The sequence below is a fragment of the Senegalimassilia faecalis genome (genome assembly GCF_004135645.1).
Lineage (GTDB): Bacteria > Actinomycetota > Coriobacteriia > Coriobacteriales > Eggerthellaceae > Senegalimassilia > Senegalimassilia faecalis.
In genome coordinates, this window is record NZ_SDPW01000001.1 from 192,609 (window position 1) to 217,061 (window position 24,453).

Here is a 24,453-nt window from a genome sequence, read left to right on the forward strand (position 1 = left end):
CCTATCCTTCCACGGAAGTTTCCCCAGGTCGCGCACCGGCAGCCAAAGCCACCTCATACTCCTGCAGAGCTTTAAGGCGAGCCGTAGGTTCGCAGCGCTCGAACATGGTGACGCCATCAAGATGGTCGGTCTCATGCTGCAGGCAGCGGCCCAGAAGCCCGTCGCCCTCGATCTCCCACAGCTGTCCGTCCAGGTCGTAGTAGCGGCAGCGCGCAAACGGCGGACGGGCGATGGGAACGGAGATGCCGGGAATGGAAAGGCAGCCCTCCTCTTCCTCAACGGGGTCGCCTTCGCGTGCGACGATGACGGGGTTGAGCATGACGATGGGGTTGCGCTGCCCGTCTTCTTGGTCGCAATCGATGACGACCATGCGCTTGAGCACGCCCACCTGCGGGGCAGCCAGACCGCACCCGGCGTTTTTGTACATGACGTGCGCCATTTGCTTCGCTAGGCGCTTAAGACTTTTGTCCTTGAAATCGCAGGGCTCGCATACCGTGTTCAGCAGCGGATCGGGCGATTGCACGATTGACAGCATATGCATATCCTTTTGCGGGTGTCTAGGTTCAAAGGGCACATGCCGCGCCCCATTTCAACCTTTGTATTGTGGCACGGCAAGCCCGCCGCCACACCGTGCGCGGGCAAACATCCACAAAACCCCTGCTGAGTACGAATAGCGAACACGCCGATGGGCGCGCGCATCACGAAGCAGATGTCACCCCTTGCGCGTGCGTTTGGCGAAGGTTCACCACCTGCTGCTGCAAAGCTGCAACGGATTCGAACAGGAGTTTATATGTTTCCGGATCGTTTTGCGCTGCAGGCATTTGCGCGCGATAGGCCGCTATCGTGTCTTCCATATCGCCGATGACCAGCTCTTCGGAAAGAAACACGACAAGCTGGGCAGGGTCGGACGCATCAGGCACGCCGCGAGAAAGCAAGTTGCCGGCGCGCGCATCCGCAAGCGTTGCCGCGCCCACGATCTGAGCCGGAGAAACGCCCGGGTTATCGGAAAGCGTTTGCAACATGGAAGCGGAAACCGTGGCGCACAGCGAATCGTGCCACTGCGTGGACGCAAGCGTGTCAGCGTGCGCAAGCGCCAGATCAGGACGCGCAGCACACAGCGCCAGCAATTGCCGCTCGAACTTGCGACGGTTCACCTCGGCCTGCGGGAGACGCCGCCGCGGGGCCTGCGGCTGCTGAGCGGCGGGCTGAGCAGACCCGGGCGCATCCTCATCAAACGTACGCGGCGGCTTGAGCGCGGCAAGTTGTGCCATGACGTCGTCTTCGCGAGCACGCGTGACGCTGGCGATCTGGCGCGCGTAGTCCTTCGCCAACAGCGAGTCCTTGATGGGCGCAAGCACCGACAGCGCGTCGGAAAGCGCGCCGGCGCGGCCCTCGGCGCGCGTGAGGTCCCACTTCGCCAATCTGCGGTCGATGCCGTACTTCAGCAGCGGCTGCGCGGAGTCGATGAGCGCCTTCAGCTCGTCGGCGCCGTGCGCGGCCAGAAACTCCGCGGGGTCAAGGTTGTCGGGCAGCGTGACGGCGAACAGGTCGATGCGCGAGGCGCCGGCCTCGGGCGTCATAGTGGCGTCGATGAATTGCAGCGCGCGGTCGGCTGCACGCTGACCTGCGGCGTCGCCATCGAACAGGTACACGATGCGATTGCGCGCATGGCGCGACAGCACGCGGATGTGCTGACGCGTCAGCGCCGTTCCCAGCGTTGCCACCGCGTTGGTGACGCCCGCCTCGTGCATGGCGATGACGTCGGTATAGCCTTCCGACACCACGGCCACACCGGTTGACGCCATGGTGGCCTTCGCCTTATCAAGCGCATAGAGCATGCGGCCCTTGTGGAACAGCGGCGTTTCCTGGCTGTTCAGGTACTTCGGCTCGCCGGTGCCGATGACGCGCCCGCCGAACGCCACGCATTCGCCCTGCTCGTCGTGGATGGGAAACATCACGCGGTTGTAGAACCTGTCGCGCAGCTTCCTGTCGCCCTGCCCCACCAGCGCCACGTTCGCTTGAATCATCTCTTCGGGCTTGAACCCCATAGCGGCAAGATGGCGAACCAGCTCGCCACGGCCAGGTGCGAACCCCAGCTGCCACTTGTTCGGGATGTCGCCGCCCAGCCCACGCCCGGAAAGGTACGTGCGGGCCGCGTCGGCTTGAGGCGAGTTGCCGCGCATAAGCTGGTTGTGGTAGAACGCCGCCGTTTCCGCGCACACCGCGCGCAGGCGGGCCTTCTGCCCCTGTCCCATGCCGTGGCCGGCGCGCGCCGCGTCGTCGGCGATGTCGACGTGGGCGCGTTCGGCCAGGTAGCGCACGGCTTCAGGAAACGTGACGTCCTGCGACTTCATGATGTAGGCGAACACGTCGCCGCCCTCGCCGCAGCCAAAGCAGTGCCACAGCTGCAGTGCGGGATCGATTTTGCACGACGGCGTTTTCTCGTTGTGGAACGGGCAGCACAGCCAGAAGTCGCGGCCGCGTTGCTTGACCGGCGACCGTTCTCCCATGATGGTGACCAGGTCGCTTGCCTCGCGTACCTTCTGGATGTCCTCGTCGCTGATTGCCATATGCGTGCGTGTCTCCCCAACCGTGCTTGCCGCCAAGCCGCGCCGTAGCTTAAAGCATGCCGGTGCGGCGGAAAATGTTCGCAGCAAGTATACCCCACAGAACCGATGTTCCCCTTCATGGGCTACAATAGCTGCGAAACATCCAAGGCATGGAAAGGATTGCCATGACCGAACCGGGCTACTTGGCGCTTGACCCTGAAATCGCGCAGGCCATCGAAGACGATCGCCGCAGCGGGCGGCTGCATCCACAGCGTTTTCGCGATGAAGATGTGGTGCGGCGCGAGTGCAACCCTCATGACGACGCCACGTTGCTGCGAAGCGCCTTCGCACGCGACATCGACAAGATCGTCAACATTCCCGCCTACAACCGCTACGCCGGCAAAACGCAGGTGTTCAGCCTGGTGGAAAACGACGATATCTGCCGCCGAGGCCTGCATGTGCAGCTGGTCAGCCGCATCGCGCGCAACATCGGGCGCCTGCTAGGGCTGAATTGCGAGCTGATCGAGGCCATCGCGCTGGGGCACGACCTGGGCCACACGCCGTTCGGCCACGCCGGCGAGCGCTTCCTGTCGAAGTGCTACCACGAGCGCACCGGGCGGTATTTCAACCACAACGTGCATTCCGTGCGCGTCATGGACGTGCTGTATCGCCGTAACGTCAGCCTGCAGGTGCTCGACGGCGCGCTGTGCCACAACGGCGAATTCGCGCAGCAAGTATTAAGGCGCGGGGAAACTTCCACGTTCGAGCAGCTTGACGCGAACGTAGATGCGTGTGCAAGCAACGAGGCCGTCATCAAGACGCTGCGCCCGTCGACGCTTGAGGGATGCGTGGTCAGGCTGTCCGACATGATTGCCTACCTGGGAAAAGACCGCGACGATGCCGTTGCCATGGGCGTGCTTGACGGGCTGGACGGGTTCGACACCCGCATCATCGGGCGCGACAACGCGCGCATCATCAACAACCTTACCGTCGACGTGATCAACAACAGCTACGGTCGCAGCCAGATTCGCATGAGCGAGGCCGCGTTCGAAGACGTCAAGCTTGCGAAGCGGCAGAACTACGAGCGCATCTACAACACCGAAGGGTGGCGCGCGGGCAGCGGCAACGTGGTCAGCGAGATGTTCGAGGAAATGTACGAGCGCCTGCTTTCCGACGTGATTGCCGGTGATGAGCGGTCACCGGTATACCTGCACCACGCCGTAAAGCTTGCTGCGCGGTCGCGCAGCATCGATGCGCGCGAATATATGGCGAACACAGAGCCGAACCAGATCGTGGTCGACTATCTGGCATCCATGACCGACCGCTACTTCATGGCGCTGTACCGCCACCTGTTCCCCGAAAGCAAGCAGCACATCATCGCCGAAGGCTACTGCGCCGACCTCTAGCCAAAACCTGGCAAACGACGTGTCCCTTTGTCAGGTTTTTGGGACAGAGGGACAGTCCCTTTGTCCCGGTTTTCGCAATCGAAACGTAACGAATCCTCGAACTGAAAGCGAGAAGCACCCATGAAATTCGTTATTGCATCCGATCTGCACGGAGCTGCGCCTGCCGTGCGCAAGTTAATAGAGCGCATCGAAGCGGAATCACCCGACCGCGTGCTGCTGCTTGGCGACCTGCTGTACCATGGGCCGCGCAACGACCTTCCGGAAGGTTACGCGCCCAAAGAGGTGCTGGCCATGCTCAACGCCATGGCCAGCCGCATCATCGCCGTGCGCGGCAACTGCGACGCCGAAGTCGACCAGATGGTGCTCGACTTCCCCTGCATGGCCGATTGTGCGCAAGTATTTGCCGACGGGCATCTGCTGCACCTGGCGCACGGCCATCTGCCCGGCAACAACCCCGATGACGCCCCTGCTTTGCCCGCAGGCTCGGCGCTGCTGACGGGCCACACGCACGTAAAGCGGTTGGAACAGGTTGACGGCATCCTGTTCGTGAACCCCGGCAGCACCTCCATCCCCAAAGACGGCTCCGCCAGCTACGCCATGTACGAGGACGGGATATTTACCCTGAAAACGCTGGAAGGGGAAACGTTGAAAGAAGGCAGCTGGGGGCAGCAATAGAGATTCGCGCTGCCCTGCCCCTACGACAGCCTGCCGCGCTCCACCGTGTAGGTTACGTCGCAGATGGCGGCGGTTGAGGCTCGGTGGCTTACCAGTACCACGGTGCGGCCCTCGCGGCTTTCGGACAGGGCGCGCAGCACGGCAGCTTCGTTGAGGCTGTCAAGGTTGCTGGTCGGCTCGTCAAGCAGCACGAACGGCGCATCGTGCAAGAACATGCGCGCCAGGCCGATGCGCTGACGCTCGCCTCCCGACAGCGTGTCGCCCAGCTCGCCCACGGGCGTGTCCAGCCCCTGCGGCAAGCGCTCGATCAGCGAAGTCAACGCCGCCTTGCGACAAGCCCCTTTAAGCTGCTCGGCCGTGGCATCTGGACGCGCCAGCAGGATGTTTTCGCCCACGGTGCCTGCAAACAGGTGCGTCTCCTGCGTCATGTAGCCCTCAAGCGACCGCAGGTTGTCGGTGTTCACGCGGCGGATATCGCACCCCGAAACGTCGATGACGCCGCGCGTGGTATCCCAAAAGCGCATGAACAGCTTGCACAGCGTAGACTTGCCCGAACCGCTCTTGCCCGCCAAGTGCACGATAGACCCGAGCTCAATGTCCAGGTTCACGTCCTTGAGCACGGGCACCTCGCCATACGAGAAGTCGACGCGCTTGGCAGCCGCGCCCGTGAACGCAACCAGGTCCTGACCCTCGGAAACTTCCTTCGTTTGCGGCTGCTCGTCAAGCAGGTCAAGCACGCGCGCACCGCTGGCAAGCGTCTGCTGCAGCGTGGAACCCAGGTTCGCCACGGCAATAACCGGGCCGAACGACGACATAAGCGCCGCAATTGTCACGAAAGCCTGGCCAGCGTCAACAACGCCGCTGCTGCACAGCGCGCCCGCCAGCATCACCATGGCCACGTCAAGCGCCAACACCAAGCCGTTCGTGGCCGCCATGGCCCGCGCCGCGCGGCTTTTCAGACGCCGTTCAACGCCTGAAAACGCCGCCATGCGCTCGTCAAGTTCCGCGGAGCGCTCGGACGTGCGCCCAAACTGCAGCGTTTCGCGCAAACCGCGCAGGCTGTCAAGCACGAAGGCGTTCATGGAACCCAGCGCATCGCGCAGCGCGCGCCCGTCGCGACCCGCCGCTTTCGAAGCAGCCCACGGAGCCGCGATGCCCACCAGCGCATACGCGACGAATGCCGCCAGTCCCAGCTGCCACGCCATAGAGCCGATGAACGCCACCATAATGGCCGACACGATGATCGCGATAAGCGCCGGAGAAAGCGTATGTGCGTAGAACACTTCCAGCAGCTCAACATCGGACGTGACCAGCGACACCAAATCGCCCTTCGAACGCCCTTCAAGCTTCGCAGGGGCCAGCGTACGCAGCTTACCGAACACATGGTCGCGCACCAGCGCCAGAATCTTGAACGCCAGATAGTGGTTGCACATCTGCTCGCCGTAATGCAGCGGGCCGCGCACCACGCCACATACCGCGATAAGAGCGATGGCAACCCCCAGCTCCCACGTTTCCGTGAAGCCGGCGATGCTCACCATGGCCTGCGCGCCGATAACCGTCAGGAAAATGGCTGCCAAGAACCCGACCACGCCAAGCGCCACCGCCACCACCATCACGGGCACCAGCGGGCGCACCAGCTTCACCAGGCGCATCATGATCGAGAAGTTCGAGCGATGCCGCACGGGCGCCGCTTCAGGCACAGTCGCCACAGGCTCGTCGTTCGAAGGCGCCGCATATGCTGCAGCGCCGGAAACCGCAGCACTGCGCTGCTCGGCCTGCGCCGCGAAGCGTTCAAGCTCGGCCTGCTGGTTCCACAGCTTCGTGTACGCACCGTCTTCGCGCACACGCAGCTGCTCGTGGGTGCCGTGCTCGGCAACGCGCCCGCCGGAAAGCACGTAGATGCAGTCGGCGGCCGCAACGGCGGCCAAGCGGTGAGAAATCATGATGACCGTGCGCGTTTGCGCCAGCTCATGGATAACGCCGATGATGGCCTCTTCGCTTTCAGCATCCACGTTCGACGTGGCTTCGTCGAAGATGTAGATGGGCGTATCGTGCAGAAGCGCGCGGGCCAAGGCCAAACGCTGGCGCTGCCCGCCGGAAAGGTTGTTGCCCTGCTCGCTAACCGGCGCGTCAAGCCCGCCCGAAGCGCGTACGAAACCGTCGATGCGGCAACGCGAAAGCACCGCCCACAGCTGATCGTCGGTTGCCTGCGGGTCGGCCATCAGTAGATTCGAGCGCACGGTGCCCGAGAACAGGTAGCTGGAAAACGGCACTACCGTTACCGTTTGCGCCACCGACGCGCGCGAAACCTCGGCAAGCGGAATGCCGCCGAGCTCCACGCTGCCCGTATACCCGGCGTTGCGGCCGCACAGGATGCCGGCAAGCGTCGACTTGCCCGAACCGCTTTCGCCAACGATGCCCGTGAAGCTGCCCGCCGGCGCATCGAAATCGACGTCCGAAAGCACCGTGCGCTGCCCGTTGTAGGAATACGACACGCCGCGCACCGACACGCCCGCGTGGGCGGAGTCGACCGAGCGCGTGCCCTGGCGCGGCTCTTCGGCGTCAAGAATGGCGAACATCTTATCGGCCGCCGCCATGCCGTTCATAGCCGTATGGAAAAACGACCCGAGCGTGCGCATGGGAATGAAGAACTCGGCCGACAGGAACACGACGGCAAACGCGGCGAAAAACGGGACGTTGCCCGCAGCATACTGCATCAGCGCAGCGATGATGCCCACGGCTGCGCCGCCGTACGCGAAGATGTCCATGATGGTAACGGAATTCAGCTGCAGGGTAAGCAACCGCATGGTTGCCTTGCGAAACGTTTCCGCCTCGGCATTCATCTGCTGATGCCGCTGCTCGTCGGCGCGGTAGATCTTCAGCGTGGTCAGGCCCTGCAGGTTTTCCAGAAACGCGCCGCCCAAATCGGTGTAGGCGCCCCAGTACTTGCCCATCACGCGCTTGGCGATCTTCTGAACAGCCACGATGGAGATGGGGATAAGCGGCACGCACACCAGCAGCGCCACGGCTGCCGGCAGGCACAACGGCGCCAGGCACGCGAACAGGGTCAGCGGCGCCAGCACCGCATAGAACAGCTGCGGCAGATACTGGCCGAAATAGCTTTCCAGCTGCTCGCAGCCTTCGACGCTGACCTGCACCGCTTCGCTGGTGGCGATATGCTCGGAGTACGACGGCCCCATGCGCACCAGCTTGTCGTACACCTTGCGACGCACGGTGCGCTTCGCCGTCATGGACGCGGCAAGGCCCATGCGCTGCGCCGCCGACAAGCACACCATGCGCACCACGATTGCCGCCGCGCCGGCGCACCCCAGCGTCAAAAGCCACTGGCCTGACGCGTTGCCGCCCATCAGTTGCTCGATGAACAGGCCGATAGTCACCATGATGGCAATGTTGGCCACCAGCGCTATCCACTGCGCAAGCACGTCGCACGCAATGTACTTCATGGCCTGAGGCACCATGGCCGTCAAACGTTTGCTGAACAAAGGACTTCCTTTCAAAACCAAACCGCACGCGCAAATCGCGTAACAAAGGTGACTTTTTAAGGAAATCCTAGCATGAAGCCCCATCGACAACCATGGGAAACCATGAGAAAAAACACTTTGTTATATATAACTTATCAGCATAGGAAACGTATCGCTACGCAAAAGCGGCCGACTCCCGTAGCGGGAACCGCCCGAAAACAGCCTGCCGCGAAAGCTACCGCGACTTGCGGTTCTTCACGCGCAACAGCGCCAAGCCTTTCAGCGTAAGGTGTTGGTCCGCAAGCTCGATGCGCCGCGACAAGCTGGCCATGGCGTGCGCATCGTCGCCCGTAGCCACCACGCGCGTTTTGTACCCGAGTTCGGCCCACACGGCATCGATAAGCCCATCGATGCGCGCCACTTCCCCGATGACGATGCCCGCCTGCATGGCGTCGCGCGTGTTCTTGCCGATAACGCTTTTCGGCGCGCGCAAGTCGATGACAGGCAGCTGAGCCGCGGCCTGCGCCACGGCGCGCGCAGCCAAGCGCAGCCCCGGGGCAATGACGCCACCTTGCACCACGCCCTCTTCGTCGATAACTTCCAAATTGGTGGCCGTGCCGAAATCCACCACGATAAGCGGGAACCCGTACAGGTGCTTTGCCGCCACGCAATCCGCCACGCGATCGGCGCCAAGGTCGGCCGGACTGTTCAAGTGCAGCTTCAAGCCCGATTTCAACCCAGGGCCCACCACCAGCGGCCGCGTGCCGCACAAACGGTGCAGCGCCTCGATCCAGGCATCCGTCAGGCTGGGCACCACCGACGACACGATGGCGTCGCCCACCTCGGCTCCGTCGCAGCGCGCTTGCAGATACGACGACACGCACATAAGCGCCTCATCGGCCGTCAGGCTCTCCGGCGTGGTGACGCTCCACGTTTCCTTGAGCTCCTCGCCTCCCGCCAAGCCAAAATTCGTCACGGAATTGCCGATGTCCACCGTAAGCGCCAGCGCCTGCGCGCCACGCCTTGCCGTCCTTGCCGCCATTACGCCGCCGCCTTATCCGATTTACGCCGCAGGGCCGCGAACGCCAAGGCGCCCACAACACCGCCAAGCACGGCGAACGGCAGCCAGTTGAACCCGAACTCCGTCAACGGCAGCGTCTGCATGACGGGAAGCGCCCCGAACGTATCATCGATGGTGGTCAGCAGGCTGATAACGAACGCGCCGGCCGCCGCACCCTTGATAGGCCACTCCGTACCCATCTTCCTCTTGAACAGCACCATGACCACGCACACTATAAACGGCGGGCACACCACCGAAAGAATGGGTGCGGCGAACGCGATGATGGCGTTCAGCCCCAGGTTGCAGATAGCAAGCGACACCAGCACGCAGACGATGACGCCTACGCGATACGGCACCTTGCCGTGCGTGACGCGCTCGAAATACGACGCCGTGGCGCCCGTCAGGCCAATGGCCGTGGTCAGGCACGCCAGGCCCACGATGACGGCCAGCACGGCCATGCCCGTGTCGCCAAGCAAGTGCTGCACGATGGCCACGATCAGCGTGGAGCGGTCCATGCCTGCGCCGAACGACGTGGCAGACGCGGCGCCCAGAAACGTCAACCCGCCGTAGATAACGGCCAACAGCAGCCCGGCCACCACGCTGGCTCCGGCAATGACCTTCAGCTGATCCTCGCGGCGCGCGTAGCCGGCCGTTCGCGCGGCGTTTTCCATCACAATGGCAAATCCCACGCACGCAAGCACGTCCATAGCCTGATAACCTGCGGAAATGCCGTCCTGCGCCACCGTTGTCGACAGCGGTGCGCCAATATCGCCCAGTGGATGCGCCACGCCCACGACGATAAGCACCGCCACGCACGCCACCAAAAGCGGCGTGAGCACCTTGCCGATGACGGTGACCACGTGCGTTTGCCGAATAGACAGCGCGAGCACCACCGCAAAAAACACAGCGGAGAACGCCAACATGCCCACGCCGTCGCCGAACAGCGGCACGATGGACATCTCGTACGTAGTGGCGGCCGTGCGCGGCTCGGCGATGACCATGCCCGTGCACAGGATGACGGCCGTGTTCAGCACCAAACCGGGCACGCGCCCGATCGACCCCTCAACAGCCGCGTTCGCCCCGCCCGTCGCATTGAGCGCGAAAATGCCCAGGCACGACAACACCACGTCGATAAGCACGAAGCACAGAAATCCCAGCACCCACTCAGTGCCGCTTTCCATGCCAAGATACGGCGGGAATATCAGGTTTCCCGCCCCGAAGAACATGGCAAACAGCGCCAATCCCGTAATAAGCGTATCCTTCTTCACTACTTCTCCTTCGACCGCACACAACATGCCAAAAGCAAACAGTGTGTAACCCGAAAACAAAAAGCCGCAGGTTGCACAAAAGTCAGCGAGGGCGCGTGTGGTGCGTCATATTCGGCTGAAGCAAGTGGGCATAGGCCTTTGGGCCATGCCCGCGCAGCTGAAGTCGAAGATGACGCGCCACACGCGGCCGCAACGTCGAGTAAATTCGCCGGCCGGCAGGCCGGCGAAACCTAATTGAACTTGAAGATCTTCTGGGCTACGTGGTAGCCGGTGATGCCGATGGCTCGACCGGCTTTCGTGGGGATGTTCGTGCCCATGTTCAGCACGCTGCGCCGCACATGGCGATACACGTCGGGGTTGTGCTGCTTGAGGTATGCCCAGATTGCCTCGCGTTCGTCCTCGGCCTCGTCGGTGTTGATCATGCGCAGGAAGATGGAGCAGATGCACATCATCATGGACAGGTAGTTCTCCATGTAGCGCTCCAGGCGCTTCTCGGCCACGCCGGAGGGCAGCTGCACGGCGTCGATCATGATGCGCGTGACGCGCAGCTGCTGATCGATACGGCTCATCATGACCGACTCGTTCACGCTTTGGTCCTCGCGCCCGATGAAGTAGCGGTACATGTCCACGTCAAGGTAGTAGATGGTCTTGACATGCGGCAGCGGCACGTACACGAAGATGTTGTCCACGTAGAACGTGTGCTTGGGAAGCTGCAGCCCCATGCCGCGCAAAAGTTCCGTGCGGTAGATGACCGAATGCATTAGCAGGTACTGGCTGGGGTTGAAATGCCCCACGTCCGCCCAGCCGAACTCACGCCCTTCGGGAAACACGTTGCGGTAATGCATAACGGTGCGCGTGTTCTCGTGCACCTTTTCATACACGTAGTTCGCGATGACCAGGTCGGTGGGAGCCTGACGCCCCACCTGGCTGCGCACGTAGGCCATAACGTCCTCCATGGCGCGACGGTCAAGCCAGTCGTCGGAGTCGACCACCTTGAAGTACAGGCCCGTTGCGTTGGCCAAGCCTGTGTTCACCGCCTGGCCGTGTCCGCCGTTTTCCTGGTGCACCGCCTTGATGACGCCGGGGTGGCGCGCCCGCCACTCATCGGCCTTTTCCGCCGTGTTGTCCTTCGCGGAACCGTCGTCGACGATGATGATCTCGATGTCGTCGGTGCCCTGCGCGCCGCCGCACGCCAAGATGGACTCGATGCATTTGTCCATGTACTCGGCCGAGTTGTAGCACGGAATGGCAAACGAAATGGTTTTCATAGCAAACCTTTCCTATGGGTTCGGCCCGACCGGGCCGTTCGATTCGCATGCGAACGACGGCAGCGCCAAGCGCGTTGCCCCGCAGGACCGCGCATCGCGACGCACGCCGTTTATTTGCTCCGCCAGCCATTTTACCGGTCGCGCAGCATCGCGACGTACTAACATCGGACATTGTGGATAAAATTCAACTGTAACGTTTGGGCATTTTCGCCGAAAAGCCCGACAACGCCGATAGATTGAGGCGCCACATCGCGAAGAAAGGAAACGTGCATGACCTCGTTTTTGGAATCCATGATCGCTCGCGCAAAAGCCGACAAGCAAACCATCGTGCTGGCAGAAGGCGACGACCCGCGCACGCTTGAAGCCGCCGAGACCATCTTGGCGCAAGATGTGGCGAACCTCATCATCCTGGGCGACGTCGAGGGCATCAAGGCATCGGGGCGCAACCTCGAAGGCGCGCAGCTGATCGACCCGCGCACGTCCGAGCTTGCCGCCGAGTTCGCCGACACGTTCTACGAGCTGCGCAAGAACAAGGGCATGACCCCTGAAAAGGCCGCCGAAACGGTGAAGGACGTGCTGTACTTCGGCGTCATGATGGTGAAGACCGGCCGTGCCGACGGCATGGTTGCCGGCGCGTGCCACGCAACCGGCGACGTGCTGCGCCCCAGCCTGCAAATCCTGAAGACAGCCCCGGGCGTAAAGCTGGTCAGCAGCTTCTTCGTCATGGTGGCGCCGAACTGCGAATACGGCCAGGACGGCACGTTCCTGTTCAGCGACTGCGGCCTGGAGATTCAGCCCGACGCCGAGAAGCTTGCCCACATTGCCGTGAACTCCGCGAGGTCGTGGAAGAACCTCATCGGCACCGAGCCGGTGGTGGCCATGCTGTCGCATTCCACGTACGCTTCCGCGAAGAACGACGACCAAGCCAAGGTTGCCCAGGCCGCGGCCATCGCGCGCGAACTTGCCCCCGAGCTGGCGCTTGACGGCGAGCTGCAGGCCGACGCGGCCATGGTGCCTTCCGTGGGTGCCTCGAAGGCTCCCGACAGCAAGGTGGCGGGGCATGCGAACTGCCTGATCTTCCCCGACCTGGACGCGGGCAACATCGGTTACAAGCTGGTGCAACGCCTGGCGCATGCCGAGGCGTTCGGCCCGGTCACGCAGGGCATTGCTGCCCCGGTGAACGACCTGTCGCGCGGCTGCGTGGCCCACGACATCGTCGGCGTCATCGCCATCACGTGCGTGCAGGCGCAGGCGAAGAAGGCGGCGGAAGCGGAATAGCTTTCAGTTGTAGTTGCGCTTGAGGATTGGAAGGCCCTGCAGCGGTTTGCTGCAGGGCCGTTTTTGTTGGGTAGTTCGCGCGAAGCACGTTAGCGTGTTGGTGGATGCCAGCCGTTTTGAGAAATTTTGCGACGCGCCTTTGGCGCTGTTTTGTTGGGGTTGAGCTTTCGCTCAACCCTACGGATTGGTAGAGCATGCAGTTTGCCGCTGCGGGATTTATTCAGCCTGTAGACGCAAAGAAACGGCCTGATATGAGGCCGTTTCTTTTGGTAGGTATTCGCTTTGCTAGTTGGCTTACTGAGCGCTGATTCCTACTTGTTGATCGTGGACGATCTCGTAAGTGTCGCGGGCGATCATGTATTCCTCGTTCGTAGGGATGATGATAATCTGCACGGCGGAATCGTCGGTGGAGATGATGCGCTCGAAGCCGCGATGGCGGTTCTTCTCCTCGTCAAGCACGATTCCCAGCGGCTGCAGGCCGCTGAAGATCATGCGACGCATCTTCTCGCAGTTCTCGCCCACGCCCGCCGTCAACACGATGGCGTCCACGCCGCCCATGACGGCGATGTACTGGCCGATGCACTTCTTCACGGAGTTCGAAAACATGTCGTAGGCCAGCATGGCGCGCTCGTTGCCCTCTTCGGAAGCGGTGCGTACGCTGCGCAGGTCGTTCGACACGCCGGAAATGCCCAAAAGGCCCGACTTCTTGTTCATGAGGTCGTTCATCTCGGCGGCTGAAAGGTTCTCATGCTCCATGATGAACGGCACGATGGCGGGGTCGATGGCGCCGCAGCGCGTGCCCATCATCAAACCGTCAAGCGGCGTGAGGCCCATGGACGTGTCCACGGCAACACCATGGTCGATGGCCGACGCCGAGCAGCCGTTGCCAAGGTGCAGCGTGATAAGCTTCAGGTCCTCAAGCGGTTCGTCAAGCACTACGGCCGCGCGCTCGGAGATGTAGCGGTGCGACGTGCCGTGAGCGCCATATTTGCGGATGGCGTACTTCTCGTACATCTCGTACGGAAGCGGGTACATGTAAGCCTTCGGCGGCAGCGTCTGGAAGAACGACGTGTCGAACACGGCCACCATGGGAATGCCCGGCATGTGCTTCTGGCACGCGCGGATTCCCATAAGCGCGGCGCCGTTGTGCAAAGGCGCCAGCTCAGCCAGCTCGTCGATCTTCGCGATGACGTCGTCGTCGATGAGCACGGAGCGGTCGAAGTACTTGCCGCCCTGCACGATGCGATGACCCACCGCGTCGATTTCGGAAAGCGAAGAAATAGCGGCATCTTCGCCGGACACCAGCGAGTCGAGCACCAGCGCCATAGCGTCGTCGTGGTCGGCCATCTTCGCGTCGATGACCACTTCGTTGTCGTCAAGTCCATGTTTGTGGAACGCTTGGGCGCTGCCAACGCGTTCGCAAATGCCCTTGGCCATGAGCGTATGCGTTTCAACATTGATGAGCTGGTATTTCAGCGATGAAGAACCCGCATTGATAACCAAAACGTTCAACGGCCTGCCTCCTTAGCGTAATTGTTCGAGAAGCCATTGTAGCCGGGTTGCGCGCCTTAAGCTGCAAAGACAAGGCCACGCATCGGCAAGCGGTTCTACGACAGCGTGGTGTCGCGCTGCTCGTCGGAAACTTCAGGCTCAAGCTGCCCCATCAGCACGTCCACCTTCTGCTGCGCATCGCTCAGGCGGCCCTGCAGGGCACGCAGCAGCGCCACGCCGCGCTCGTATTTCGCCAGGCTGTCCTCAAGTTCAAGCGTGTTCGACTCAAGCGTGCCCACGATGCCGTCAAGCTCGGCCATGGCCTCGCGAAACGTCAGCTGCTCGATAGGCTTTTCGTTCTGTACGGGTTCCATATCATGCATCCTTTCGGGAATCGGTTTGCTGGGAAGCGGTAGCGTGCGCCTCGACGCGGCAGGCAAGAACGCCGTCGGAAACGGAAACATCGACGCGGCTGCCAACAGGCGCGGCCGCAACGTGCTTCACCACGGCCCCCTCTTCATTGCGCGCGATGGCGTAGCCGCGTCCAAGCACGGCAAGCGGGGAAAGCGCGTCAAGCTGCGCTGCCGCCACGCCGAACTGCTGGCGATAAGGCTGCGTAAGCGAACCGCCAACGCCGACAAGGCGCTGACGCGCATGCGCAAGGTCGCTCGATAGCGCACGCGTGGCTGCGGGAAGGGCGCGCACCAATCGTTCGCGGTCATGCTCGACAAGCTGCGCGACCGAAGCCACGCCAACAGGCAGCACGCGCGCGAAACGATCTTTCAAGTGCCCAAGCGCCACCGCATCCTCGTTGACGGCGTTCGGCAGCGCCGTGGCCAGGCGTTCCTGCATGCGCGCAACCTGCAGGCGGTCTTTGTCCAGGCTTGCGGGCAGCGCACGGCTCAAACGGTCGGCCGCAACGTCAAGCCCCATGGCGGGTGCCGCTAACAGCGCGTTCGAGTCGCGAAACACCGGATGCGCGGCCGCGCGGCCAAGGCGGGCCGCCGCATGCTCGATGCTGCGCTGCGCACACGCCGACAAGCTGCCGGTCCGTGCCGCGAACAACGCGTCAAGCGACTCGCGCGCGGGGCTGACCTTCTCGGCAGCCGCCGTTGGCGTGGAGGCGCGCAAATCGGCAACCATATCGGCGATAGACGTGTCGGGCTCATGCCCGATGCCGGTGACCACGGGCACGGGGCACTTCACGATCATGCGTGCCAAAAACTCGTCGTTGAACGGCATAAGGTCCTCGTACGAGCCGCCGCCGCGTACCACCAGCACCACTTCGGCGCCCGCGTGCACCACGGCGCGCATGCCCTCAACAATGCCGGCTGGCGCCTGCGGCCCCTCAACGGCCACGCCGGCAAGCAGCACGCGAGCCACGGGAAAACGACGCCGCAGCGTGCGCAGCACATCGTGCACCGCGTCGCCGCGCGGGCTGGTTACCAAGCCGATGGTCAGGGGAAACACCGGAATCGGCAGCTTTCGCGCCGGGTCCATAAGCCCTTCGGCCGAAAGCTTGCGCGCAAGGTTGGCCACCTGCAGGCGCAGGTTGCCCTCGCCGGCAAGCGCCACGGAGAACACGTCGAAGTTCATGCGGCCCTTCGCCGCGTATAACGTGAAACGGCCGGTCAGCTCGACAAGCTGACCGACGCGCATCTGCACGCCTGCGGCGCGGTATCGGTTGTTCCACATCATGCACGGCAGGCTGGCCGACTTGTCCTTCACCGTGAAGTACACGGCTTTGTAGCCGGGCTTGTTCGAAAGCTCGGAAACCTCGCCCACCAGGCGCACGGTAACGCCTTCAAGCGCGCCTTTCGCAAGCGCCATGGCAGCGGAAACGGAAAGCGCCGGCCTTTCGCTATTCGTCATGGGACTGCAGCAGCCACAACAGCTGCAGGATAGACGTAAGCGCAGCGGCAACGTAGGTGAGCGCGCAGGCGCGAAGCACGGAATACGCGCCGGACTGCTCGGCCGACGTGATGCCCTGCGTGGTCAGAAACGCCAGGCCGCGGCGCGACGCATCGAACTCAACTGGCAGCGTGACCAGCTGGAACAGCACGACGACGGCGTACATGATGATGGCAAGCGTGGTAAGGCCCGCCATGTGCATGAAAATGCCGATCATCAGCAGGAACACCCAGGCGTTCGAAGCGAAGTTCACGGCGGGCACCAGCGCGCCGCGAATCCTCATGGGCGCATAGCCCTCGGCGAACTGACAGGCATGGCCCACTTCGTGGCACGCCGTGGCGATAGCCGTGATGGACGTGCCGCCGAACGCGTCGGGGTCAAGTGTGATGGAGTTCGAGCGCGGGTCGAAGTGGTCCTGCTGCGGGCCGCCGCGATGAATCTGCACGCCCGTGACGCCGTTGGCGGCAAGCATGCGCTCGGCCATCTGCGCGCCGGTGATGCGCGTGGAAGCGGGAACGCGCAGGTACTTGTTGATCTGGCGATTCACGTACCACGTGGCGCCCATGCCGATGACCATGGTGACGACGATAAGTGATAGATAGCTCATGCTCATGAGGTAGCTGCAACTCCTTTTTGCGGGTTTGCGCGCCATCCCGGCGCGAAGGGGCGCCACACGCGGCGCCGTAATGTCCAGCAAGCAGTATACCGAAGCGAAACAGTTGGAAAACGCCTTCACAAGGGTTCCCGCGAAACGTTCGCATTCCGTTACCGAACGCGCCGCGCAAGCGCGCGCAGGCCGAGCAGGCGCTACTCTTCCCCGTCGAGGCGCGTGACCTTCAGCTCGTGGCCCTCTAGCGAGAGCATGAGCTTGCCTTCCAGAAGCTCGATAAGCTCTTCACCCACGAGCGCCCGGCGCCAGCCGCGCAGCAAATCGATGCCCTGACGATATCCGCGCGCGACGCGCACCAGGTCGTCGTGGCTGGCCAGCGTGGGAAACGCCACGCCGTTTTCCTTCGCCCGCAAGCGCACCAGCGCGCTCATGAGGTCAAGCGGCGCATCGACGTTCGGCTCGTTCTTGCCGCCGCGATCGGGCTCGGGCCACGTGTTCGGGCTTGCGTCCATGGCGGCTTTCATAAGCGAAGCCACCGTGCGGGCGTCGCGCGTGTTCAGCTTCTCGCGCATGCCGCGCACCATGAACAGGTCGTCGATGGTGCGCGCCTCGCGCTTGCACGCCTCCACGATCTGCTCGTCGGTGATCACCCACTTGCGCGGCACGTTGCGCTTCTGCGCCGTGATCTCGCGCCACGCCGCAACCTCGCGAGCGGCGGCAAGCTGGCGGCGCGAAAGCTGCCCGACGCGCTTGAGCCTGCGATAGCGCTCGCGTTCGTCGGAATCGAAACGCGCCGGATCGCGCATCTCGGCGAACTCGGGGTCAAGCCAATGCAGCCTCCCTTGGCTTTCCAGCTGCTCCTTCATGTGGCGGTACATGCGCGGAAGGTAGATGACGTCGTCGGCGGCGTAATCAAGCTGCGATTCGGACAGCGGGCGGCGCGACCAATCGGTGAACGAGTCCATCTTGCGCAGCGACACGCCGCATTCGGCGCTTACGAGCGCGCCGTAGCCAATCTGCTGCGTGTGCCCAAGCAGCGCCGCGGCAACCTGCGTATCGAACAGGGGGTTCGGCAGCACGCCCACCTCGTGCCACAGGATTTCCAGGTCCTGTCCGCCGGCATGCAAGATTTTCGTGACGTTTTCGTCTTCAAGCAGCGGGGCCAGCACATGCAAGTCCTGAATGGCGAACGGGTCGACGATGACCACCTCGTCATCGGTGGCAAGCTGGATAAGGCACAGCCGCGCATAATACGTCTTCTCACGCAGGAATTCGGTATCGATGGCAAGCACGCTGGAGTTGTGCGCGCGGGCGATAAACGCCTCGAATGTTTCTTGGTTTGCGATGTACACCCGGTAAATCCTCACGATCGCCTACTATCTGCGGTACCATGCAATGATAATGCAAGAAAGGGGGCAGCGGTGAAACTGCTCGTCATAAACAACCTCTCATCGGGCTACGGCGAAGGCGCCGTGTACGATTTCGTCCGCAGCTTCGCCCGCGACGGCGACGAGGTGTGCATGCGTTCCACCGACGGCACCACGCCCGTTGAAACGCTGGTGGAAGGCGCGCAAGACTACGACGCCGTCATCGCCGCGGGCGGGGACGGCACGGTGGCCACGGTGTGCTACCTGCTGGCGAACACGGGCATCCCCGTGCTGCCCTTCCCCGCCGGCACCGCTAACTTGCTGGCATTGAACCTTGCCAGCCCGCTTGAGCCGCACGCATTGGCCAAGATGGTGCGCGGCGGGCAGACGCTTGACTTCGACATGGGCGAGATCACCGTCGGCCAGCGCAAGTTCGGGTTCTCCATCATGGCGGGCGCCGGCTACGACGCCACCATCATGCGCGGCGCGCAGCGCGGAAAGCGCCTGCTCGGGCCCATCGCGTACCTGCAGTCGGCCGTCATGAACGCCATACCGCAGCAATCGAAGTTCACGCTTGACCTTGACGGACGCACCGTGGAAAGCGAAGGCTTGGGCGTGCTGCTGGTGAACTTCTCGAAAATCCAGTTCGACATCACCGTCACGCACGAAAACGAGCCGCGCGACGGCGAATTCGACGTGGTGGTGCTGAAGGCGAAAACGGCTTTCGACCTGATCCCGGCCGTGTTCGCCGGCATCCTCGACCGCGACGGCGAGTTCCCCGACCGCACGGACGCGCTTGAAATTTTCCGCGCGAAGGAGGTTGCCGTCAGCGCCGATCCACCCATGGAAGTGCAGTACGACGGCGAAGCCACAGGGCTTACCACGCCGTTTTCCGCGCGCATCCTGCCCCGCGCCACGCGCCTGTTCATCTCCGACGAAGGCTACGGCCAGTTCGCGAAGTAGGCGAGACGGACTCAGCGACCATAAACATCGCGCGCAGCAAAACGCCCTTGCATCCATCCTGAGTGCAAGGGCGTTTCTGTATCGCACGAAGGCGGCAGCGAGCTTCGTCAAGCCACCGCCTTCGCAACCTGCGATAGCGTTAGCGCAAGGGCTACTCGCCCAACACGTCGCGGTGCAGCTCCTCGTCGGTCATGTTCTGGCGACGCTCGCGCTTCCACTTCGCCAGGTTGCTGCCCCAACGCATTTGAATGAGCTCGAGCACCACGGCGAACACCATGGCGAAGTACACCATGAGCTTCTCCATGTGCATGTCAAGCACCTCGATGCCCGAATTGATGCCGAGCGAATCAAGGAACAGCAGCACACCGATGACGGAGATGAACACCAAGGCCAAGATCTTCATCTCCGTGTGCCTGCTGATAAAATCGGCGATGGCGTCGATGAACACCATCATGATGACGATGGCGAAGATGACCGCCATGACCATGATGATCAGATGCTCCGCCAAGCCCACCGCGGTGATGACCGAGTCGATGGAGAACACCAGGTCCATGACCATGATGGTGACGATAGCCTGGCCCAGGCCGATGCGATGCAGCTGCTTGTGCTCCTCGGAATGCGCGGCCTTCTCCTCGGTCAAGGCCAGCACGTCGCGAAGCTCGTCGATGCCCTTGTAGATCAGGTATGTACCGCCCGCAAGCAGCACCAGGTCGCGCACGTTGAACGCATGTTGGAAAAAGCCCAAGTCCAAAGTGAACAGCGGTTTGGTCATATGCACCAAATAGCTTGCGAAGCACAAGAAGATGCAGCGCGATATCATAGCGCCCAGCAAACCGAGCTTACGACCGATGTGCTGGTGCTCGGGCGCCAGGCGGTTGGTGGTGATGGAGATGAACACGATGTTGTCCACGCCCAGCACCACCTCCAAAAACATCAGCGTCAGCAGGCTGATCCAAGCTTCGGGCGTGGCGAAGATGGAAAGATCCATTGTCATTGCTCCTTTACGTCGTTTCGTCCGATCCAATGCGCGCCGTTGCACACGGCGCGCGGTTTACCCCGTCTCCTCGGATGAGCAGCGCAACAAAAAAGACTCATGGCGCAACGCTTTGAAAACGTTGCGCCATGAGTCTTGCAATTTCAGGTACGCCAGACCGTTGCCGGCCACGATGTTGAACGCACCACAGGTATGTCCTGCCTGCTACTCCCCCATTGGCTTTCCGTAGGCTACCATGAGCCGCTTCGGCGGGCAATGCTATACTGATGTACGTACACAAACCATCGACAAGTCATGCAGAAGGGCTCTCATGTCTTTTTTTCAAAAGCACCCCACCAACTATTCCGTTGAGCAGGGCAATATCCGCTACATGGATGGCTCGCGGCTTTCGCGGCCCATCACCATGCCGCGAGGCCAACAGATCGTCGCGGCCGTGTTCGTGGTTATCGCCGTGTTCATCGGCTTCCGCCTGGCATCCGATGCCATCGGCGCCGTCAGCGCATCGAACGAGCAGAACCAAGCCAGCGTGGAAGAGAACCTTTCGCGCGCCGTTACGTATGACCTGCCCGTGCTCACGCAGCTGGTTGACCTTGACGACCAAACCATTCTCGACACGTTCACAAACGCCGGCTACACCATCTACAACCAAACGACTGAGGGCACCGAAGGCCTTGACCTAGTCAAGCTGCCCGCCGATGTTACGGTTGCCGATGCCGCCGCCATGTATGCGAAGGGCGTCTCCAGCCTTTCCGCATCAAACGCCGCGCTGCTGCTCAACGGCAGCTGGTCGCTGTCGGTTGACCGCAACGACGGTTTGAGCTTCTCGGTGAAGTATGCCGATTTCTCCGCCAGCACCCTTGAGGCCGCCATCGAATCGGCCATCGTGTCGGAGGGCTTCGACCAAACGAACCTGTCAAGTAACGGCGTTGACACCGACGAGGTGGGCAACAAGTTCCAGTCCGGCACCGTCGACATCGACGGCACCACCTACACGTGGCGCGTATCGGCAACGGCGCTTTCCGACAAGTACGACATCAAGGGCTTGCCCGACACCGCCGCATACGTCGGCATTCGCCTGACGGCATAGCGCTTACGCGCGGCTTGACCGCATGCGAAAGCCGAAACGAAACAGCTGTGGAAATGCGCGAGCCGCCCCTTCGAACGGGGCGGCTCATTTGTTATCCTAGGGATTCTTCTCATCGAAAGGATTATCCATGCAAGATTCTCCCAGCACGGCAAAGCGGCGCAAGCGCGAGGAAAAAACGGTATCCCAGATGATCGCGCTGTATTGCGCGGGAAACCACGCGGATGCGCCAAAGACGAGCACGGCCGTGTGCGGCGAACCGGTGTGCGCGCAGTGCGCCGAGCTTGACGCCTATGCGGCGCTGCGCACGCAGCGGTGCCGGAAGATGGACGTGAAAACCAGCTGCGATGCATGCGAGAACCACTGCTACAAGCCCGAGATGCGCGAGAAGATCCGCACCGTCATGCGCTACAGCGGCCCGCGCATGCTCGGCAAACACCCCATCGCCGCCATCCGCCACCTTATCGGGAAATAACGCAACGCACGCCCAAGATGCTCGCTAGTTAGCGAGATTCCCCGTCTTGGCTTGCAGGCGCTTCGAAACCCGTCGAAAGCGCCAACGTTCTGGCAATACCGCGCGAATGCCAAGACGTTGAGCGGATACCATCCAACCGCCCGCCCGGATAATTTACCCGCGTGGATGGGCGCGGCGGTGCTCCGCCCCTAGGCGCTCGGGCGTGGTGTGCGTGTACAGCTGCGTCGTCGAGAGGCTGGCGTGGCCGAGCATCTCCTGCACGCTGCGCAAGTCGGCGCCGCCTGCTAACACATCCGTGGCGAACGTGTGGCGCATGTCGTGCGGCGTGATGGTGGCAGGCAGGCTCGCTGCGCTAAGTGCCTGCTTGAACATCTTGCGCATGGCATCGGTGCCCATTTGGTTTCCCCGCGTAGATACGAAGAAGTACGGGCAGTCCTTGCCCTGCACCAGCTGCGGGCGCCCAAGCAGCGCATACGTGCGCATGCTTGCAAGCGCCAGGTCATGCAGCGGCACGATGCGTTCCTTTCCGCCTTTGCCAAGCACCTTGCACTGTCCGGCTTCGAAATCAACCGCAGTTAGCTCAAGGCCCGACGCCTCGGAAATGCGCGCGCCGCACGCGTACAGAAACTCAAGGATGGCCTGATTGCGCATCTCGGAAGGCGTGCGCAAATCACGCCCCTCCTCGTCAAGACGCTTCGCGTACACGCTTAACAGCTTCACCATGTCTTCAGGGCGAATATGGCGCGGCAGCCGTTGGGGCTGCTTGGGGCCCGAAAGCGCGCTTGCCGGGTCAACGTCCACGATGCCCGCCACGTTAAGCCACTGGAAAAACGTCCGCAACGTCGAGAGTCGCCGGTTCACGGTACTGCGCGCGTATTGCGCCTGCTCAAGCTGACTGAGATACCGGCGCAGCTGCCGGTGCGTAGGATGCAGGGCGTCGACGCCCATGCGCTTCGCCCACGCCGCATAGTCGCCAAGGTCGATGCGATAGGCGCGCAACGTGTTCTCCGAGCCGTTGCGCTCGGCCCGATACGAACCTACGAACCGCTCGATCAGCGCGCCTATCGCCTCTTCCGATGCGTCTTTCTGCACGTCAGGCGCATCGCCTTGCAGCGTATCGCCAGCGGCTTCGGCAGCTTTACGCGTCATCGCGCGCATCTTCAGCGCCTTGCGAGGCCCCATCGCCCGCACACGGAAGCAAGCCGCACGCAGCCAGCTCTTCGCGATAGCGCGCAAGAGCAGCCTGGCCCCGCGCGGCGTAGGCGGCGTAGCGCTCGCGCTTGTTGCGAATACGCTGCGGCAAGGGCTCCATGATGCCGAAGTTCACATGCATGGGCTGATAGTCCACGGTGGCCGGGTCGGTGGCGTACGCCATAAGCGCGCCAAACGCCGTTTGCGCGGGTAGCTTCGGCGCATCGATGCCGCGCAGGCACGACGCAACGGAAAACGCCACGTGCAGACCCGAGCGGACGGCTTCACAGTACCCTTCCGTGCCCGCAAGCTGACCTGCCACGAACACCGGGACTTCCGCGTCAACCGTCGAACGCAGCTGCAGCAGAGGCGTCAGCAGCTGCGGTGCGTTGATGAACGTGTTGCGATGCATGACGCCGTAGCGGGCGAATTCGGCGTTTTCCAAGCCGGGGATCATGCGGAACACGCGCCGCTGCTCGGGAAACGTCAGGTTCGTTTGGAATCCCACCAAGTTGTAGCTTTCGCCATGAGCGTCCTCGGCGCGCAGCTGCAGCGCTGCCCAGGGACGGCGACCCGTTGCCGGGTCGGTAAGACCGACGGGCTTGAGCGTACCGAAACGCGGCGCATCGGCGCCTTTGCGGGCGATCTCCTCGATAGGCTGACACGCCTGGAACAGATCGCGCGTCTCGAAATCGCGCGCGATGACGCGCTCGGCCGCCACCAGCTCTTCGATGAAACGCTCGTATTCTTCGCGCGTAAACGGCGCGTTCAGATAATCGCCCGCGTCGCCCGAGGCATCCTCGTAGCGGCTTTGACGGAACAGTTTGCCGCCATCAAGCGAATCAGCCATGACGATAGGCGCCGCCGCATCATAAAACGCCATGCGGTCGACGCCGGTAAGCTGCTGCAGCGAAGCCGCCAGCGCATCGGAGGTAAGCGGCCCAGACGCAAGCACCACCGCATCGCTGCCCTTGCACGCCTGTTCGATCGAACAGACCTCGGCATGCTCGAGCGTGACGTTCGGGTGCGCGGCGATGCGGTCGGTCACCTCGCGCGCGAACGCTTCGCGGTCAACCGCAAGGGCACCGCCCGCCGCCACGGCATGAGCTTGCGCAGCGGCGAACACGTGCGACCCCAGCGCGGCAAGCTCGGCTTTCAGCATGCCGGCCGCGCTATCGGCTTTCATGCTTTTCAGGCTGTTCGAGCACACCAGCTCGGCGCACAGGCCCGTTTTATGCACGCAGGTTTGCTTTTCGGGGCGCATCTCCACCAAATGGATGGCGAACCCGAGGTCGGCAAGCGTCAATGCCGCTTCGCTGCCGGCAAGGCCGGCGCCGACGATAGTGATATGTTTCGTAGTTTCCATAGCGCACAGCATACC

At 62.6% G+C, this 24,453-nt stretch carries 20 protein-coding genes; 6 read left to right on the plus strand and 14 right to left on the minus strand.

The features are described from left to right. Position 1 precedes the first annotated feature (1 nt). Complete coding sequence (gene def / locus ET524_RS00845) at positions 2–535, minus strand: peptide deformylase (RefSeq protein ID WP_129422939.1); 534 nt, start codon at positions 533–535, stop codon at positions 2–4. 163 nt (positions 536–698) lie between these two features. After that, complete coding sequence (gene dnaG / locus ET524_RS00850) at positions 699–2,570, minus strand: DNA primase (RefSeq protein ID WP_129422940.1); 1,872 nt, start codon at positions 2,568–2,570, stop codon at positions 699–701. A 164-nt stretch (positions 2,571–2,734) separates the two neighbouring features. Between dnaG and ET524_RS00855 the strand changes: the two genes are divergently transcribed. Continuing rightward, positions 2,735–3,955 carry a deoxyguanosinetriphosphate triphosphohydrolase family protein gene (locus tag ET524_RS00855; protein WP_201738585.1) on the plus strand — a complete coding sequence of 407 codons (1,221 nt, stop codon included), beginning with the start codon at positions 2,735–2,737 and terminating at the stop codon, positions 3,953–3,955. Between the two features lie 120 nt (positions 3,956–4,075). Continuing rightward, a complete protein-coding gene (yfcE, locus tag ET524_RS00860) occupies positions 4,076–4,630 on the plus strand; it encodes a phosphodiesterase (RefSeq protein WP_129422942.1) in 555 nt (184 codons plus the stop codon). A 20-nt stretch (positions 4,631–4,650) separates the two neighbouring features. Here the strand turns inward: yfcE and cydC are convergent, their stop codons facing one another. The 4 genes from cydC to ET524_RS00880 all read right to left on the minus strand — a co-directional run bounded on the left by cydC (position 4,651) and on the right by ET524_RS00880 (position 11,708). Beyond that, complete coding sequence (gene cydC, locus ET524_RS00865; RefSeq protein WP_129422943.1) at positions 4,651–8,133, minus strand: thiol reductant ABC exporter subunit CydC; 3,483 nt, start codon at positions 8,131–8,133, stop codon at positions 4,651–4,653. Between the two features lie 214 nt (positions 8,134–8,347). Continuing rightward, complete coding sequence (locus ET524_RS00870; RefSeq protein WP_129422944.1) at positions 8,348–9,154, minus strand: type III pantothenate kinase; 807 nt, start codon at positions 9,152–9,154, stop codon at positions 8,348–8,350. Next, positions 9,154–10,440, minus strand: a complete 1,287-nt coding sequence (brnQ, locus tag ET524_RS00875) for a branched-chain amino acid transport system II carrier protein (protein ID WP_201738586.1) — start codon at positions 10,438–10,440, stop codon at positions 9,154–9,156. The genes ET524_RS00870 and brnQ overlap by 1 nt, the downstream gene beginning before the upstream one ends. A 230-nt stretch (positions 10,441–10,670) precedes the next feature. Continuing rightward, positions 10,671–11,708, minus strand: coding sequence for a glycosyltransferase family 2 protein (locus tag ET524_RS00880; RefSeq protein ID WP_129422946.1), 1,038 nt, complete (start codon positions 11,706–11,708; stop codon positions 10,671–10,673). Between the two features lie 270 nt (positions 11,709–11,978). Here ET524_RS00880 and pta point away from each other — a divergent pair, with 270 nt between their 5' ends. Continuing rightward, positions 11,979–12,986 (plus strand): phosphate acetyltransferase, encoded by a 1,008-nt coding sequence (pta, locus tag ET524_RS00885; RefSeq protein WP_129422947.1) that lies wholly within the window; start codon positions 11,979–11,981, stop codon positions 12,984–12,986. A gap of 294 nt (positions 12,987–13,280) precedes the next feature. On the opposite strand, the gene ET524_RS00890 is transcribed toward pta, so the two are convergent. The 5 genes from ET524_RS00890 to rnd form a co-directional block, all read right to left on the minus strand. Next, entirely contained in the window at positions 13,281–14,498 is a 1,218-nt protein-coding gene (locus ET524_RS00890; protein WP_129422948.1) for an acetate/propionate family kinase, read from the minus strand. Positions 14,499–14,593: 95 nt separating this feature from the next. After that, positions 14,594–14,851 carry an exodeoxyribonuclease VII small subunit gene (gene xseB / locus ET524_RS00895; protein WP_129422949.1) on the minus strand — a complete coding sequence of 86 codons (258 nt, stop codon included), beginning with the start codon at positions 14,849–14,851 and terminating at the stop codon, positions 14,594–14,596. A 1-nt stretch (position 14,852) separates the two neighbouring features. Continuing rightward, positions 14,853–16,349, minus strand: a complete 1,497-nt coding sequence (gene xseA, locus ET524_RS00900; protein ID WP_129422950.1) for an exodeoxyribonuclease VII large subunit — start codon at positions 16,347–16,349, stop codon at positions 14,853–14,855. Beyond that, positions 16,339–17,001 carry a zinc metallopeptidase gene (locus tag ET524_RS00905; protein WP_236648224.1) on the minus strand — a complete coding sequence of 221 codons (663 nt, stop codon included), beginning with the start codon at positions 16,999–17,001 and terminating at the stop codon, positions 16,339–16,341. The genes xseA and ET524_RS00905 overlap by 11 nt, the downstream gene beginning before the upstream one ends. A gap of 194 nt (positions 17,002–17,195) precedes the next feature. After that, positions 17,196–18,350: a ribonuclease D gene (gene rnd, locus ET524_RS00910; RefSeq protein ID WP_129422951.1), complete on the minus strand. Its 1,155-nt coding sequence runs from the start codon at positions 18,348–18,350 to the stop codon at positions 17,196–17,198. Positions 18,351–18,419: 69 nt separating this feature from the next. Here rnd and ET524_RS00915 point away from each other — a divergent pair, with 69 nt between their 5' ends. Continuing rightward, positions 18,420–19,328 carry a diacylglycerol/lipid kinase family protein gene (locus ET524_RS00915; protein WP_129422952.1) on the plus strand — a complete coding sequence of 303 codons (909 nt, stop codon included), beginning with the start codon at positions 18,420–18,422 and terminating at the stop codon, positions 19,326–19,328. 151 nt (positions 19,329–19,479) lie between these two features. On the opposite strand, the gene ET524_RS00920 is transcribed toward ET524_RS00915, so the two are convergent. Then, positions 19,480–20,316 carry a TerC family protein gene (locus ET524_RS00920; RefSeq protein WP_129422953.1) on the minus strand — a complete coding sequence of 279 codons (837 nt, stop codon included), beginning with the start codon at positions 20,314–20,316 and terminating at the stop codon, positions 19,480–19,482. Positions 20,317–20,632: 316 nt separating this feature from the next. Here ET524_RS00920 and ET524_RS00925 point away from each other — a divergent pair, with 316 nt between their 5' ends. Both ET524_RS00925 and ET524_RS00930 read left to right on the plus strand, forming a co-directional pair. Continuing rightward, a complete protein-coding gene (locus tag ET524_RS00925; RefSeq protein ID WP_129422954.1) occupies positions 20,633–21,409 on the plus strand; it encodes a teichoic acid transporter in 777 nt (258 codons plus the stop codon). 127 nt (positions 21,410–21,536) lie between these two features. After that, positions 21,537–21,881, plus strand: a complete 345-nt coding sequence (locus ET524_RS00930) for a nitrous oxide-stimulated promoter family protein (protein WP_129422955.1) — start codon at positions 21,537–21,539, stop codon at positions 21,879–21,881. A gap of 153 nt (positions 21,882–22,034) precedes the next feature. Here the strand turns inward: ET524_RS00930 and ET524_RS00935 are convergent, their stop codons facing one another. Next, a complete protein-coding gene (locus tag ET524_RS00935) occupies positions 22,035–23,030 on the minus strand; it encodes a tyrosine recombinase (RefSeq protein WP_129422956.1) in 996 nt (331 codons plus the stop codon). Continuing rightward, entirely contained in the window at positions 23,020–24,438 is a 1,419-nt protein-coding gene (gene trmFO, locus ET524_RS00940; RefSeq protein WP_201738587.1) for a methylenetetrahydrofolate--tRNA-(uracil(54)-C(5))-methyltransferase (FADH(2)-oxidizing) TrmFO, read from the minus strand. Before trmFO ends, ET524_RS00935 begins: the two co-directional genes overlap by 11 nt. Positions 24,439–24,453: the final 15 nt, after the last annotated feature.